The organism is Verrucomicrobiota bacterium (genome assembly GCA_016200005.1).
Taxonomy (GTDB): domain Bacteria; phylum Verrucomicrobiota; class Verrucomicrobiia; order Limisphaerales; family PALSA-1396; genus PALSA-1396.
In genome coordinates this window covers 123,860-139,239 of the sequence record JACQFP010000022.1, presented here as the reverse complement: position 1 = coordinate 139,239, position 15,380 = coordinate 123,860, and the positions used below count along the sequence as shown (strand labels likewise).

Below are 15,380 nucleotides of genomic sequence, written 5' to 3'. Positions count from 1 at the left end.
GGCAACTGCAATAGCCGCAGAAGTAATGAGGCGGATGAGATCGACAAGATGCTCGGAGGATTCCCCCTTCTCACGTCGGCGGCTACTGGTCTTCGTCAGTACGGCAACGTCGCCGTGTTGTCGGGCGTGATCACGACGAAATCCCTATCGAACCATTCACGCAGCGTCTTTGGTTCTTTGGCGGGCGCGTCAGTGCGGTCGAATCGCGGAACGATGGCGAGGTGAATCAACTGCCCCTCCAGCAGTTTCCGGTAAGACGGCAGATAACCAGACGCCACGACCACTTTGGCACCGCTTTGTTTCAACGTGTCGTAGTCTGGCAACCCTAACGGCGGAAAGCCGCAGAACAAAACCACGGCGCCAACGTTGGGATGACTTTGCAAGGCGTTAAGAAAGAAATCGCGCGGCACCGACCCACCCGCCGCCATTTGCTCCATCGGCGTCAATTTGAATCTCACCGTGGCGGCTACCGATATGGACTTGTTTTTGTGCATTGCGTCCTGGAAGGACTTCAGTTGTCCATCCACTGCCGGATTCTTGAACTGGCTGGTGTCAGGCGCGATGATCAGCACCTGGCCTTTATTGCCGAGCAGCTTGCCGGTTTCCTCCGCCACTCCCGCGCCGAGTGCATAATAAGGATTCAAATTGAAGTTCGTGGAGCGGTCGGACATGCTGCGATAAATCCACACCGCCGCGGCGGCAATCACTAGAATCAAGATTAGCGGACCAATCGTCTTTTTTATCATGCCGACTTAGGGAATTTGCCGCAGGAGGAGCCGGTGGTTATTTTTTTGCGAGGACCTCATTCCAGGTCCCACATCCAGCGTGGGTCGTATTTCCCGTTGCCACCCAGCCATTGCACGCCGGTTGCGCTCTGCCCTGCCTCATTCTTACCGGGATAATACTGCAGGCCAATGCGGCTGACTTTAATCGCCTCCGCGTGGCCGTCGACGTAGCCGGTGTTGCCCTTGCCACTGTGCCGATTCACCGGACGTTGGGGGTCACTATCGAAATAACCTTGATTGGCTGGCGTACGCCAAAAGGGGCGAGGCCAATAGGGTGGAATTGGCGTTGGGTTGGGCACCACCACCCACTTATCAGGATCTTTTTCAGCCGGATTGGCAACCACGCCGAAATCGGCAAATGGAATGGATTCAACCGGCCGTTTGATTCTAGCCAGTTTGGTTGGCGGGTGGCCCTTAGGGTCCGATGCCCACCACGTAAGTTCGGGATGGCTCCCCGCGATCCCGAAATCGCTTTTCACGCTCGCGCATTTGCAGACGTTGGTTGTTTGGATATATGGCCGGAGGCAATCCACCCACCACATGACCCCATCGCTGGGAATAAAGGCACCTGGAGGAGGGGCGTTGAACAGATACAAAGCCACCATGTCATCAGAGTTGTCGTCCGAATACATTTTGTAACCCAAACCCAACTGTTTGATGTTGCTCAGGCAACTTATGGCCCGCCCTTTCTCCTTGGCCTTGGCCAGCGCCGGCAAAAGCAGTCCCGCCAGAATGGCAATGATGGCGATGACCACCAGCAGTTCGATCAAGGTGAAGCCCTGCGATTGCTTCGTGACGGTTGAAGGTTCCAATTGTTTCATAATTTCCATTCAAAGACTGGTCTGTTGATGGCTCAACCCTCTGGGTTTCAATGTTCGAGCTATTGATACGCCGACCAGCAGGATTTAGCAAGCTCTCTTGCGGCGCGCTTGCCGCCGGCAAGCGCACTTGCATTTTTCGGCCAACTGTTCGCCAAGCCCAGTCGCGCACACATCCTTTAGACTGGAAGCGATTCCCCCTATCCTTGGGGAGAGAATTCGCCTAAAAGAAAATTCCGCGCATTGGATCGCCCGAACCGTAGCCGCCGACGTGAGTCGGCTCTGACTTTCATCTAATTCAGATGGAGCGGACTTACATCCGCTGCTACGGAGTTCGCGGAGAGATTTCCCTTCCGGCCAGAATCGGGTTGCAACGGTTTTTCTCTGCTGTTCGCACTCGCGGTTTTCCGAATCGAAATCACAACCATGCAAACCGCTTGACTTGCATCAATTCGTGGAGAATTTTTGCTTTGAACCAATCAAATGACATGAACGTCATGAAAAGTCATTCCGTCAAGCGCGAGACCGTCGAGCTGGTTGTGGAAGTGGTGATTTATAGTTTGTTGGCGCTGTTCCTGGCTCTGTTTTTCTTCATTTGATTAACCAGCGCCGTTTCAGACAAGCCAGCCCGGCGGAGCAGTAAGTTCCTTCAGCACTTCCGTCACGCGCCGTTGCTCTTCCGGCAAGTCCATCCGCGCGCACTTCCGTCAGACGGGAAGCGATCCTCCCTCTCCTTGGGGGAGAGGGCCGGGGTGAGGGCGGGCGTTGGACAAAAAGATCAGTTGGTTTTCTTAACTCGCCCTCATCCTAGCCTTCTCCCCCAGGAGAAGGAACTCGCGTGCTTCATTTCCAGTCTCGCACTGAAGCGTCCAACAAACCCATCGCACAAACCGGTCAGCGCAGCCGCGCCATCAAAAGTTATTGCCGTAAGCCACCCAATCAAAGTCCACCGTGGTGGTCGCGTCGTACTGCCACGCGCCGCTGCCCCATTCGACATAGCAATCGTACGGATTGGCCGGCGGCGCCGTGCCGTCGAAAACCAGATTCCCATCCCACCACAACTTCACCTTGCCGTCGTTCCGGGCGTAGAGATACGCGATGTGCCAGGCGTTGGTGACCACCGGGCCGATATCGGCTATCTCCAACCCTGGCTGTCCGAACGTATCGGGATCAACATAACTCCAGAGTTTGTAACGGCCATTGACGAGCGTGATGGAGGGCGCCGGCGACATCGGCGTGGAATGGGTCGTCAAACACAAAAGGTTTTCTTTGCCCGTGGGACTGAAGGCCACAAGGCGAAATCGCGCGCCGACCGCCAGTTCATCCACGCCACCCAGCGCAACGTACCACTCGTTCAAACTCGAACCGGAGCTGATTCGCAAGGCCTGATTCGTGGCGCCGAGTTCCGGGTCAAAAAAATTCACGACGGCCGTTGCTCCTCCTGATGCAATCCAAGGCGAACCGGGCAGGCTGGCGCCACCGAGGAATTCGATCGCAGGCCCACCCGTGCCGAAGTCCAGAAAAGGGCCGTTCATGATGGCTTGCCCGATCTGAATATAGCGCGCCCGCAAGTTGGGCAGATCGCGCACGCTTCGGTTGCCAATGACAGGGATGGCGTAATTGGTGGCCGGCACGCCGTTCCCGCAGAATACTCCGACGCTCGCGCAATCATAATTATCGCTGTACCAGTCGAACGGAAACACACCAATGACCAACGGGTCGGTCTGCGCGTAATTGTAAATATCGTTTGCCTTCTGGATAAGCTGGGATTCCGTCCCATAGTTTTCCGTCGCCCCCGGCATCAGGAAGATTCTTTGGTCGCCATTCATATAGGATTTTAGATAAGCGATCTTGTCCAACCATTCGGTCTTCGTCGTGGCGGGAACGCCTGTGCTGCCGTAACTTTCAATTGCGATATAATCCATGCCGGCAGGAATGCGGAAATTGCTATAGCTCCAAAAAGGGCAACCGACCGTGAACATGGTCTTGGCGCCCGGGAAATTGGCTTTCACTTTGACGATTTCTGTCTCAATGGAAGTTAAAAGTGTATTTAAGTAATTCGTGTCCCCTCCCGCGACGCAGTCGGGTTCATCCATCATGAAGAAAGCAAGGATGTTGTTGGTATAAGGCTTGATCGCATTGACCGCGTTGGTGTCACTAAAGTCTGGAGAAGGCACGAGCAATCTCATGCCCGCGGAAATGGCCTGATCGGATAAAGTGTCGCTAAATCCCGCTTGCAGATACGTGAAATTGAGCGAGCCGCGCTGCTCGGCGATGGATCCTCCCGGAGCCAATGATCCCGCCCAGAATCCGAAATGTTCGAGGTGATTCTTCAAGCGAAAGAAGCCGCCCAGCCGGTTGACCGGTGTCGTGACCTCCCAGCGGCCATTGTTGGAAACTGCAGTTCCGGCGACAGGCTGCCAGCTCGTCGTGTTCAGGTTCGTCGAGAATTCGAGACCGAACCCGGTGGACGGGTACGGCCAGGAAATGGCGAGGTTGGTATCATTCTGAAGGACGAAGAGCGGAACGACGGCGATGGGTTCGCTGTGACTCCGTGCGCTCAAGAGAATGGGAGATGCCATGATGAACAGGTTTAACAACGAAGCTTTCATGGTAGTGGATTTACGATCGACATTTGCATTATGACGCTGGGCAGTTTGGTTATGGCGCATCATCCGCCCCGCCCGAAATGGTTGTCAACCCCATTGCCTTGCGCCTTTTCGGCGACCGGTCTGGGCGCAGACACGCGCATAAAGATCAGACAATTGAGATTGTCCACGACCGGGAAAACAGGTATCAACCCACTCAACTCTCAACCCTCCAAGTTCAACCCTCAACTCCCAACTTCCTGTCTTGTCGATTCCCATCAACCGCGAAACACGATGAATACGCGAACTGAATTGGCCGCAAAAGAACACACAGAGCGTACCGCGCCCTCTCCGCATCGATCTGGGAGAGGGATCAAGGGTGAGGTGTCGATTCGCTTCTTCGTCCGTCTGAACTCTCAACCCTCAACCCTCAACTCTCAACCTTCAAACAACCCCTCAACCCTCAACCCTCAACCTTCAAACAACCCCTCAACTTTCAACCAGTCCAGTTCTTCGCTACCGTCGGCGAGAATCGGCAAAGAAAGTCTGGAAACGTTGACCGCAAAAGCGCGCAAAGAACCACTCAACTCTCAACCGAGCAGCGAATGAACCGCATCTACCAAGGCAAGGTCACCAACGTCGAAATCGCCAACCCGGACCAGCACGCGCCGCGCATCCTCTCCGCCTCGACCGGGGAGAGGACCGAGGTGAGGTGTCGAAATCAGAATCCGTGGCTGCCGTTCGCTGACGACCCCAAGCAGGCGAAAGCCAAATGGCAAGCCGCCCTCTGGCAGCACCACCAACTCTTTCAGGACGCGGTGAATTATTATCTGTTCTGCCTTGCTGCGCTGGCCAGTGATGAAACTACCCCGATGGGGAAATTGCGGAAGCAGCTTGCGGATGTGTGGCAACCCTTCATCCGCAAGAGCAGACGCTTCAGAGGACTGTGCGCCGTGATTATGCCGTACGTGTTGCCCGGCAAAACCCAAGCAACCATCGAAGACGCTTTCGCCGCTACCCTCGATGGGAATTCATCAAGCAAGGAATTGTTGCAACTGGCGGTCGATGCGTTGGTCGAAGACCTGGGTGGAGATTCGGCGATTCAACAAGAAGGGCGCGGTTATCTGCCCCGGCTCTGCTGGCCCGGCTACAACGGACAGTTCCCACGCGGAGCCGCATCCTTGCAGAAGGCTGAAGCCAAGACCACTTTGCCGGCGCTGCTGCATGATCCTGAATCCGCACGAAATCCTGATGCCATTGCCGCCAAACTGAAATTCGGCTTCTTCGCCAACCCGATTCCGAACGCGAATCCAGTGTCAGGGAAGGAAGCACGAGACAAATTGTTGGAGGCGCTGGCTTGGCTAAAAGGGAAGGATTCCCGACTGACTGCAATTGCGGAACATCTTGAGAAGAAGATCGGAGCGCTGCCAGACTCGGCTGCGTACCCGGCGTATGCCGGCGGCAGTATCAACAAGGAAGCGCTGAAGCGCCGGTTTTTCGCCTACCTCTTGTTCGCGTACGTCGAACGCTCACTCGTTACGTTTGAAGTCCTTCGCGACTCATTCCCTGCTCCGAAGTCTCCGGCTCGGCAGACAGCCAAAGTCGCAGCGGGCACAGCGGACCGACTTGTTAGCATGGGTGACGACCCGATCAAACTTGCGCGCGGCAATCGCGGTTATGTGTTTCCTGCTTTTACCAGCCTGCCCTGTTGGGGTGGCAAAGGCCCGGTCGATCTGCTGTGGAGCGAGTTCGACATCGCCGCCTTCAAGGAGGCGTTGAAGACAGCAAACCAGTTTCGTCTGAAAACGCAGGAACGTTTGCAGAAAGCCGCCGGGTTACAGGCAGAACTGGATTGGATGGATGGCAAGGCCACCAAGCTCAAGCGCGCGGAGCACGTCGAGGAAGAGCTGCCAGCCGTCCTCAAGGGCGACCCTCGTTTTGAGAAAGTGAAGCATCTGATCGAAGTGGAACTGGCAGAGGAACATTATCTGGCTGAGGGTGAGAGCGTGGCGTATGGGCTGCACCCCCGCACGCTGCGCTGCTATCGCGACCTCGTCGCGCTGTGGAACAAGAAGGTGAAGCCAGGCCAACCGTTCTCGGACGAAGTTTATGGAAAACTGATTGCTGCTACCGACGAGTTCCAGGCGGAGAACAAGGAGCGCATCGGCAGCGTGACATTGTTCAAGAAGCTGCTCGAAAAAGATTACTGGTGCTTGTGGGCGACGCCGGACGAAGCGACAGCCGCTGCGCAGCAAAAGGCCGGGTTCTCAGAGCGCATCGTCGAGGATTACCAGCACTACCTGGAATTGCAGACGGACATTGCGCGCCTCAAGGAACCCATCAGGTTTACACCGGCAGACGCGGAACACTCGCGCCGGCTGTTCATGTTTTCTGACCTCATGGGCCGAGCGAAGTCGGAGCATGTGCCGAACGCAACACCTCACGGGTTTGGCGTGGATGTATCGTTGGCCGTGAACACCAATGGCATCTGGAAAGAAACGCGGGTGCGGTTGCATTACTCCGCGCCGCGTTTGAGCCGAGATGGACTGCGCAAAGCGAGTGGCGAAGACCTCGAACGTGCGGCGTGGTTGCAACCGATGATGGCGGCCTTGAATCTTCCCGAACCCACATCGCAAGATTTTTCCAAATGCGCGGTTTCTCTGATGCCCAACCGGCAGGGCGAGGAGTTCCGGCATTTGCTCAACTTTCCGGTGTCGCTCGACCCGAGTGCCTTGCACAAAGCTGTCGGCTCACAAGCACGGTGGGTTAGCCAGTTCGTCGCTTTCGGCAAAGGTGACGACGAACAAAAGTTTTTCCTGCGCTGGCCGCAAGAGGAAACACCCGCGTTGCGCAAGGCGGGTCCGTGGTGGGAGGCGTTGGATGCCTTTACTTGTTTGCCGGTTGACCTCGGACAACGAGACGCGGGCGCCTATGCGTTGCTGGATGTCCGAGCAAATGCGGGCTGGGGCAAGAAACCGGCGCGAGAATTGGGCAACACGAATGGCAAGACTTGGAGCGCCGGCCTCGCCGCCGCCGGAGTCTTGCGCCTGCCGGGCGAAGATGCGCGGGTGTGGCGCGATGGCAAATGGCAGGAGGAACTTTCCGGAGAAAAGGGACGCCTTGCGACGGATGACGAATGGAAAGAGACGCGAGACCTTATTCGCCGGCTTGCCGATTTCGTAGCCGATGCAAAGGAGGGAAAGCTGAACGCAGAGGAAGTTGTCACGTCTTGGATAGGCGACGACCCCAAGACATGGTCGTTCCCCGAGTTGAACGGCAAGTTGCTCCGCGTGTTTGGGCGGGCGCAAGGCTGGCTGGCACGCTGCCATCGCTGGCTCTGGATGCTGGGTGATGAAAGTAAACGCGACCGTGCTCTCGCGGAATTGCTGGAACAGGAACGACGAACCGATTTGCGACCGCGTGCGGAAGCCAAGGAGGTTGGCCCGCTCCTAACGCTCATCAAAGCGGAGATCGAACGACTTAACTCATTCCTGCCCGAACAACTCGTTCGCATCGCCAATCGCTGCGTGCCCCTACGCGGACGCAAATGGGCGTGGAACAACCATCCGGACCAGGAATTCGGGAAGAAGGGCTGCCATCTGGTGGAAATGGTGGAAGCCGCCGATCACAAACCGCTGATTGCGGGGCAACGCGGACTTTCGCTTGAACGTATCGAACAACTGGAGGAATTGCGCCGCCGCTTTCAATCGCTCAATCGCGCGCTCCAACGCGAACCAGGAACCGCGCCCAAGAGCGGGCGCGAGATGCGCAACGATCCGCTGCCGGATTGCTGCCCGGATATTTTGGACAAGCTCGACCGCACCAAGGAGCAGCGCGTGAACCAGACAGCACACATGATTGTCGCGCAGGCGCTCGGGGTGCGCTTGCGTCCGCATCAGGCTTCTGTGGAGGAGCGAGCAGCGAAGGATTTGCATGGCGAGTATGAGCCGATCCCGGGGCGTAAGCCTGTGGACTTCGTCGTCCTCGAAGATCTGTCGGCTTACCTGAGTTCACAGACACGCGAGCGAAAGGAAAACCTGCGATTGATGAAGTGGTGCCACCGCCAGGTAACGGACAAGGTGAAGGAACTTTGTCAGGCGTTCGGTATCCCCGTGCTGGAAACTCCCGCCGCCTACTCCTCCAAGTTCTGCTCGCGGACGGGCGTGGCGGGCTTTCGCGCACGGGAGATTCGGAACGAAGACCGTAATACATTCCCGTGGAAGAAGCGTTTGGCTGATGGCGATGAATCCACCCGCGAGTTGTTTGACTGGCTGGCAAAAGCAAACGAAGGCCGGGCGAACAAGGTTCCGCGGACATTGCTCGTGCCCATGCCGCTCGGTCCTCTCTTCGTGCCGGCCGCTTCAAAGCTCCCCGTCATGCAAGCGGACATCAATGCCGCCATCAATCTTGGCCTGCGCGCCATCGCCGCGCCGGACGCGCACGCGGTACACGTCCGCATTCGCTCAGAAACGACAGACGGGAAGTTCCAGGTTCGTGCGGAAAGCAAACGCGAGAAGGCACGCTGGGGAAGCAAACCGCCCGACATCAAGATGGTCAATGAAACGCAACAAGCGGCCCTGGCTCGCGAGGGTGGAAAGCCAAATTTCTTTGTGGATCTTGGGAAGTTGGCGATGTTTGACAAAGCGGCCATTGGGGACTTACCGCTTCCCTTAGCCAGCGGGCGCGGCCTATGGAAATCAGTTCGGGACCGGGAATGGACCCGCTGCCGCGAGATCAATAGTGAGCGGATGCGGCAATGGGGATTTCAACCCGGGGATCACACGCCGCAGGTAGTCGCAACTCCGGACCAAGAGGACGATGTTCCGATGCAGTACACATGAGCGACGCCCCGGTTCAGACCCAGGCCGGACTTGAGGCGCAGCCGCCGATGCCGGTGCGTCGGCTGCACAACTTCATCTATTGCCCGCGGCTGTTTTATTTCCAGTGGGTCGAGAACATTTTTCAGGAGAACGCGGATACGGTGGCCGGCAGCCATGTCCATCGCAACGTGGACGCGCCGTCCAAACTGGAGGATGCCAAGGAACTCGGCCTGCCGGAGGGCGCGAAGATTCGCAGTCTGCGGCTGGAAAGCGAAGCGCTCGGCCTCATCGGCGTGGTGGACATCGTCGAGGGCGGGCCGGACGGCGCGGAGATCATTGATTACAAGAAAGGCTCGGCCCGGCGCAACGCGGAGGGCGAGCGCGTGGCGAAAGAGCCGGACGCCATGCAGGTGGCCGCGCACGCGCTGTTGTTGCGCGAGCATGGCGTCAACGCGGTTCGCGGCGCGATTTATTACGCGGCGGACAAACGTCGCGTGCCGGTGGAGTTGAGCGAGGAGTTGTTTGCCAAAGTCCGCCGCACGATTGAGGAGGCGCGGGGCGTGGCCGCGAGCGGTCGCTGCCCGCCACCGTTGAAGAACGATGCGCGGTGTCTCTACTGCTCCGCGTATCCGATTTGTCTGCCCAACGAAACGCTGTGGTGGTCGAAGCGACGTAAACCAGCGGAAACGGACGGGCAAACTCAATTCGGTTTCATCGGCCAAACCGAAGATGCCGTCCGCGACCGGATTCTCGAAGCGTTGGATTTTGCCGCCGAGTCGGGCAAAGGACCACCGACGCTCGAACCACCACGCCCGGAGCACGACGACGGTGAGGTGCTGGTGGTGCAAACGCCCGGCGCGCAGATCGGGCAGCGCGGCGACCAGTTGCTTGTGAGCGTGAAGGGCGAGGACGTGCGGAAGATTCCCGGCCAGCAGGTGCGCGCGATCTATTGCTACGGCGCGGTGCAAATCACGGCGCAGGCGGTGGAGACGTGTTTGGACCTGGGTATTGATGTTTCCTACTTCAGTCCGGCGGGGCGGTTTCTCGGTTTGCTGCGGGCGCTGCCGGCCAGCGGCGTGGACGCGCGGCGCGGGCAATACCGGCTGTTTGAATTGCCCGGCGTGCGGCTGCAACTTGCGAGAGAAGTCATCCGCGCCAAAATTCACAACCAGCGCGTGATGCTCATGCGCAACGGCGACGTGCCGGAGCGCGTGTTGAAGTTGATGGTGAATTTCCGCGACGCCACCGAATCCGCGCGCGAGATGACGGAACTGCTCGGCATCGAAGGCAACGCGGCAGCGATTTATTTCGAGCAATTCGAATCCATGCTCAAGCAGCGGGAGGATTGGAAGTTCGACTGGCGCGGGCGCAATCGGCGTCCGCCGCGCGATCCGGTGAACGCGCTGCTGTCGCTCGGCTACTCGATGCTGGCGAAGGAACTCACCGGAGTTTGCCACGCAGTCGGGCTGGATCCGTTTCTCGGCTTCATGCACCAACCGCGCTATGGCCGCCCTGCCCTCGCGCTGGATTTGATGGAGGAGTTTCGCCCACTCGTTGCGGACAGCGTCGCCATCTCGCTCGTGAATCGTGGCGAGCTTGGCCCGGAGGATTTCATGCGGGGCGCGAACGGCACGTTTCTAAGTGACCGCGGGCGAAAGGCGTTTTGGGAAGCGTGGTTTCGCCGCTGCGACACGGAAGTCAGCCATCCGGAGTTTGAATACAAGATGGCGTATCGCCGAATGCTGGAAGTCCAGGCGCGACAGTTGTGGCGGTTTGTGCGCGGCGAGGCGGCGGCGTATCACGGTTTTACAACCCGCTGAACACTCAACTTTCAACCATCAACCATCAACCTCCTGTGTCTCGAATCCGCTACCTCGTCAGCTACGATATTTGCGAGCCAAAGCGGCTTCGGCGTGTGGCACGCGCGCTCGAAGGCTTCGGCGTGCGGCTGCAGTATTCGGTCTTCGAGTGCCCGCTCGACGATATGCGAATGGCCATGCTCAAGGCCGCGCTTCAACCCATTGTGAAACATGACGAAGATCAGGTGTTGTTCGTCTCGCTTGGTCCGAGTGCCAACGACGCCAGCTTGATCATTGAAGCGATGGGACTGCCCTATACCGTCCGGACGCGCGTGACGATTATTTGATTTTCGGGCTTGCAAGTCGCGCTCGAAAGCATTGAATGAATTCCGGCCATGGCCACCGACCATCAACCTTCCGCCATTGGGTTGACATGATCCTTGAAATCGCGAATGACTGCGCCTGAACGCGGCGGCGCGGCGCGAGCGCGGCAGTGCTGGCGCTCGGCCGCAACAGCGCTCGCAATAAGAATTGCGCTGACTTTGAAAGGGAATGTGCACTCCGAATTGAAATTACCGAAGACTGCTTCCCCAAAAACGACCGCGCTCGTAAACACGCGAGCCGACCGATGCGGCAGAGGAAGTTAAAACGAACGGCGCGCAGTCACCGCGACTTCAGGAATCGTGAGGCGGAGCCCGAGCAACAGCGCCGCCGCGACGCCGATGACGCGCAGTCACCGCGACTTCAGGAATCGTGAGGCGGTCATCATTGGCTTGATTTCATTGGTGATTCTGACGCGCAGTCACCGCGACTTCAGGAATCGTGAGGCGGCTGGGGGATTCTGGTATCCGTCCACCGAAGGAAACGCGCAGTCACCGCGACTTCAGGAATCGTGAGGCGGAAGACGACGCTACTGAAGCCGAGGCGCGGATCAACGCGCAGTCACCGCGACTTCAGGAATCGTGAGGCGGAACTAACCTGCGGCGGCAACCGCTGGCCTTTCTGCGCGCTCTGAATCGCTTAGACTTCTCGGCAAGCGGCCAGCGGTTGCCGCCGCAGGTTAAAACTTCTCCGATTCTTGAAGATCTCAAATTCCGCTCAATGATGACTGTTAGAAGCCATTCAAAAGAGATTGAGAAAACGAATCCGTCGTGGTAGTCCTCAGCCAATTCAATGACGAAATTCCCGTTTAACCGGTCACCGTTCCGATGACCTCAACCCAATAAAGGAGAATATGAAATACATGATCAGTTGGTTCGAACGTCCGCAAGGTTCGCCCATGGAATACGAGAATGCCCAGAAGCGGATACTGGAGGTTTTCACCCAGTGGCAGGCGCCCGCCAATTTCAAGATCGAGGTGTTTGTCGTGCGCGTAGGCGAGTGGGGCGGCCACATGCTGGTGGACTGCGACGATCCGGCGACCGTTCACAAGGTCTGCTCGACCTGGCCGGCTTTTGTATTCGAGGCGCGCCCCGTGATTCCCGTCGCGGACGCCGTCCGCGTCGAACTGGAAACGATTGCCTGGCGCGATGGACTCAAACGCAAGTGACGTCCTCGCCAGCCACGAATAGCTTCGGATAAACCATATTGGGTCGTCAGGCCGCAGCTACTCTTACCATGCAAAATGAACTCAGATATACGCGCTGGGCGGGAGTGGCTGGACTCGCTGGAGCGCTCTTGTTCTTCATTGGTGATATGCTCTTGACCGGCCATTGGGGGGCCGGAGGCACCGCCCGCGAGGGAACGCGCAGGATGCTGCAAGAAAGTTCTCAGATGCGCCTCTTCATGGGGGGCTTGCTGGGGCCAATCGCCGGTTGTCTGTGTCTGCTGGGATTCTGGCATGTGCGGCAAAACCTTGTAGATCGCAGTCCGTTCCTTGGGCGTGTTGTGTTCTTCGCGTTGGGTGCAGCGATGGTCGCTGTGAGCGTGGTTCATGCACTGGTGGTTCCCCTGGCTCTGGCCATCAGGTATTCGGCGGCTCACGGCGGGACTGCGCAGGACTTAATAGAAGCGCTGCATAACTACTACGGTCTTACCTACGATCTAGCGAAGGGACCGGCTTACCTGGGAGCGATCCTCCTTCTGATACTCGTTCTATCGGGCAAGAGTTCCTATCCACGGTGGACGGCGCTGGCGAATTTCGGTCTTCTTTTGCTGCTGGCACCTGTGGCGGATCGGGTTCCCGCACCGCTTGGTGCGGCGCTTTTCAATGGCTTTGAGAGTCTGACCCTCGTGCTTTTCTTTCTCGTGTCGGTCACATCCACGTGGAGGCGTCCTGCAGCCTGACCACGCTGCAACACCCCAGGCCATCGCGTTCCGGTTGCACTCCACGCGTCCCGCGGGCCGGGTCGCTGAGTTTGGGTCCAAGTGCCATTACGTAAACCTGAAGGAAATCAGTTGCGCACCACCGTTAAAAAAGTTTGAGAAAAGGAATCAGTCATGGTAGCCCTCAGTCAATTCAATGACGAATTTCCTGCCGTCCAAAATCCGGTTGCAGCGACTTTCGCTGCTGCTCGCGTTCGTCTGCTGTCTTGCGGCAAATCCATTCCCATCGCCAGCAGTGGATTTTTACGTCGCCACCAATGGCAACGATACCTGGTCAGGAACACTCGCAGCGCCCAACGGAAGAAAGACGGATGGGCCGTTTGCCACTCTCGAACGCGCGCGCGATGAACTGCGAAAACTCAAAGTCGCCGGCAAACTCAAAGTCGCCGTCACCGTTCATCTGCGCAGTGGTTTCTACCCGCTCGAAAAATCGTTCGCTCTGAGCCAGGAAGATTCGGGGACGGAAAAATCTCCCGTGGTGTATCGCGCTTATCGCCGCGAGGAAGTCAGGTTGGTCGGTGGCAAAGTAATCACCGGCTTCAAGCCCGTCACCGATACAGTCGTTCTCAATCGGCTGGAAGAATCAGCACGCGGTAAAGTTCTCCAGGCGGACCTGAAGGCCATTGGCATCAGCGATCTTGGCGAAGCGGTGACCGATGGTAAGCGGTTGGAACTGTTCTTCGCCGATCAGCCGATGACCCTGGCGCGTTGGCCGAACGACGGCTTTGTCCGCATCGTTGGTGTCGTTGGGGGAGAGCCGTACACCAGTCACGGCATCGTGGGCGACAAGATCGGCAAGTTCACTTACGACGGAGATCGCCCCAAACGGTGGGCGGCGGAGAAAGACTTCTGGCTTCATGGCTATTGGTTTTGGGATTGGTCGGACAGTTATGAGAAGGTCGAGTCCATCGACGCCGACAAGCGCACCTTCAACCTCACGCCGCCTTACCACGGTTACGGCTATCGCAAAGGCCAGCGATATTACGCGTTGAATCTCCTGGCCGAGCTGGACGCGCCCGGCGAATGGTATCTGGACCGGCAGACGGGAATTCTTTACTTCTGGCCGCCGTCGCCGTTGGAAAAGAGTCGCGCCGTCGTTTCGGTCACGCCGACGTTGCTCACGCTCAAGGACGCATCGTGGGTGACGTTTCGTGGGCTGACGCTCGAAGCGACGCGCGGAACGGCGGTGACGATTTCTGGCGGAACGGAGAATCGCATCGTCGGTTGCACCATCCGCAACACGGGCGGTGATGCCGTATCAATCGCGGGCGGCACATCGAACAGCGTGGTGGGTTGCGACATTTATCAGACGGCTGGGAGCGGTATTTCACTGGACGGCGGAGATCGGAAAACGCTGACGCCAGCAGGCCACAGCGCAGAGAACAATCACATTCACAACTTTGGCCGGATTTATCGGACCTATCGCCCTGCTGTGAACATCAGCGGGGTCGGGAATCGTGTCGTCCACAACCTGATGCACGACGCCCCGCATGAAGCCATCCAATTGAGCGGCAACGATCATTTCATCGAGTTCAACGAAATCCACAGCGTCTGCTACGAGACGGGCGACGTAGGCGCGTTTTACATGGGGCGCGACTGGACGATGCGCGGCACGGTGATTCGAAATAATTATTTTCACGACATCCGCGGGCCGGGTTTGTACGGCGCGATGGCGGTCTATCTCGACGACGCCACGAGCGGCATTACCGTTTATGGGAACGTTTTTTATCGCGCGGGCCGGGCGGCCTTCATCGGCGGCGGGCGCGACAACCTTGTTGAGAACAACATTTTTGTCGAATGCCAGCCGTCGGTGCATGTGGATGCGCGCGGCTTGAACTGGATGCGCGACACCGTCGAAGGCAACGGCGTCATGCCGCAACGATTGAAGGACGTGCCGTACCAGGACGCGTTGTGGCGCGCGCGTTATCCGCAACTGCCGAACATTCTGAACGATGAACCCGGCGCACCGAAGGGCAACACCGTGGCGCGCAATGTTTCGGTGGGCGGCAAGTGGCTGGAGATCGAGAAAGCCGCTGAGCCGCTGGTCAGATTTGAAGATAACCTGGTCAATGACGACCCGCGTTTTGTCGATGCCGCGCGTTTGAACTTCCAATTACGAAAGGATTCGCCGGCGTGGAAGCTGGGTTTCAAACCGATCCCCATTCAGTCAATTGGTGTTTACAAGAATGACGAGCGCGCTTCTTGGCCGGTCGTGAATCAACTTCGGGAAAAGTAAAACGTCGAA

The 15,380-nt window shown here is 57.8% G+C and carries 9 protein-coding genes and 1 CRISPR repeat array; of the genes, 6 read left to right on the top strand and 3 right to left on the bottom strand.

Annotated features, from left to right (window positions below; translation table 11 throughout):
• Positions 1–95: 95 nt before the first annotated feature.
• The 3 genes from HY298_07770 to HY298_07760 all read right to left on the bottom strand — a co-directional run bounded on the left by HY298_07770 (position 96) and on the right by HY298_07760 (position 4,215).
• Positions 96–746 (bottom strand): hypothetical protein, encoded by a 651-nt coding sequence (locus tag HY298_07770; GenBank protein MBI3850172.1) that lies wholly within the window; start codon positions 744–746, stop codon positions 96–98.
• Positions 747–802: 56 nt separating this feature from the next.
• Positions 803–1,615 (bottom strand): prepilin-type N-terminal cleavage/methylation domain-containing protein, encoded by an 813-nt coding sequence (locus HY298_07765; protein ID MBI3850171.1) that lies wholly within the window; start codon positions 1,613–1,615, stop codon positions 803–805.
• A gap of 899 nt (positions 1,616–2,514) precedes the next feature.
• Positions 2,515–4,215 carry a hypothetical protein gene (locus HY298_07760; GenBank protein MBI3850170.1) on the bottom strand — a complete coding sequence of 567 codons (1,701 nt, stop codon included), beginning with the start codon at positions 4,213–4,215 and terminating at the stop codon, positions 2,515–2,517.
• Between the two features lie 581 nt (positions 4,216–4,796).
• Here HY298_07760 and cas12b point away from each other — a divergent pair.
• The 6 genes from cas12b (at position 4,797) to HY298_07730 (ending at position 15,371) form a co-directional block, all read left to right on the top strand.
• Complete coding sequence (gene cas12b, locus HY298_07755) at positions 4,797–9,032, top strand: type V CRISPR-associated protein Cas12b (protein ID MBI3850169.1); 4,236 nt, start codon at positions 4,797–4,799, stop codon at positions 9,030–9,032.
• A complete protein-coding gene (gene cas1 / locus HY298_07750; protein MBI3850168.1) occupies positions 9,029–10,831 on the top strand; it encodes a CRISPR-associated endonuclease Cas1 in 1,803 nt (600 codons plus the stop codon). The genes cas12b and cas1 overlap by 4 nt, the downstream gene beginning before the upstream one ends.
• 35 nt (positions 10,832–10,866) lie before the next feature.
• A complete protein-coding gene (cas2, locus tag HY298_07745; GenBank protein MBI3850167.1) occupies positions 10,867–11,157 on the top strand; it encodes a CRISPR-associated endonuclease Cas2 in 291 nt (96 codons plus the stop codon).
• A gap of 308 nt (positions 11,158–11,465) precedes the next feature.
• Positions 11,466–11,781: direct repeats of the CRISPR family, unit length 37 nt; unit sequence ACGCGCAGTCACCGCGACTTCAGGAATCGTGAGGCGG.
• A gap of 263 nt (positions 11,782–12,044) precedes the next feature.
• Positions 12,045–12,359, top strand: coding sequence for a DUF3303 family protein (locus tag HY298_07740; GenBank protein ID MBI3850166.1), 315 nt, complete (start codon positions 12,045–12,047; stop codon positions 12,357–12,359).
• A 224-nt stretch (positions 12,360–12,583) separates the two neighbouring features.
• Positions 12,584–13,096: a hypothetical protein gene (locus HY298_07735; GenBank protein MBI3850165.1), complete on the top strand. Its 513-nt coding sequence runs from the start codon at positions 12,584–12,586 to the stop codon at positions 13,094–13,096.
• A 175-nt stretch (positions 13,097–13,271) separates the two neighbouring features.
• Positions 13,272–15,371: a right-handed parallel beta-helix repeat-containing protein gene (locus tag HY298_07730; GenBank protein MBI3850164.1), complete on the top strand. Its 2,100-nt coding sequence runs from the start codon at positions 13,272–13,274 to the stop codon at positions 15,369–15,371.
• Positions 15,372–15,380 lie beyond the last annotated feature (9 nt).

What these genes read in the sequence shown, in the direction of transcription:
- cas1 (MBI3850168.1), top strand. Translation starts at nt 9,029, where the DNA reads ATGAGCGACGCCCCGGTTCAGACCCAGGCCGGACTTGAGGCGCAGCCG.
- HY298_07760 (MBI3850170.1), bottom strand. Translation starts at nt 4,215, where the DNA reads ATGAAAGCTTCGTTGTTAAACCTGTTCATCATGGCATCTCCCATTCTC.
- HY298_07740 (MBI3850166.1), top strand. Translation starts at nt 12,045, where the DNA reads ATGAAATACATGATCAGTTGGTTCGAACGTCCGCAAGGTTCGCCCATG.
- HY298_07770 (MBI3850172.1), bottom strand. Translation starts at nt 746, where the DNA reads ATGATAAAAAAGACGATTGGTCCGCTAATCTTGATTCTAGTGATTGCC.
- HY298_07730 (MBI3850164.1), top strand. Translation starts at nt 13,272, where the DNA reads ATGACGAATTTCCTGCCGTCCAAAATCCGGTTGCAGCGACTTTCGCTG.
- HY298_07735 (MBI3850165.1), top strand. Translation starts at nt 12,584, where the DNA reads ATGCGCCTCTTCATGGGGGGCTTGCTGGGGCCAATCGCCGGTTGTCTG.
- cas12b (MBI3850169.1), top strand. Translation starts at nt 4,797, where the DNA reads ATGAACCGCATCTACCAAGGCAAGGTCACCAACGTCGAAATCGCCAAC.
- HY298_07765 (MBI3850171.1), bottom strand. Translation starts at nt 1,615, where the DNA reads ATGGAAATTATGAAACAATTGGAACCTTCAACCGTCACGAAGCAATCG.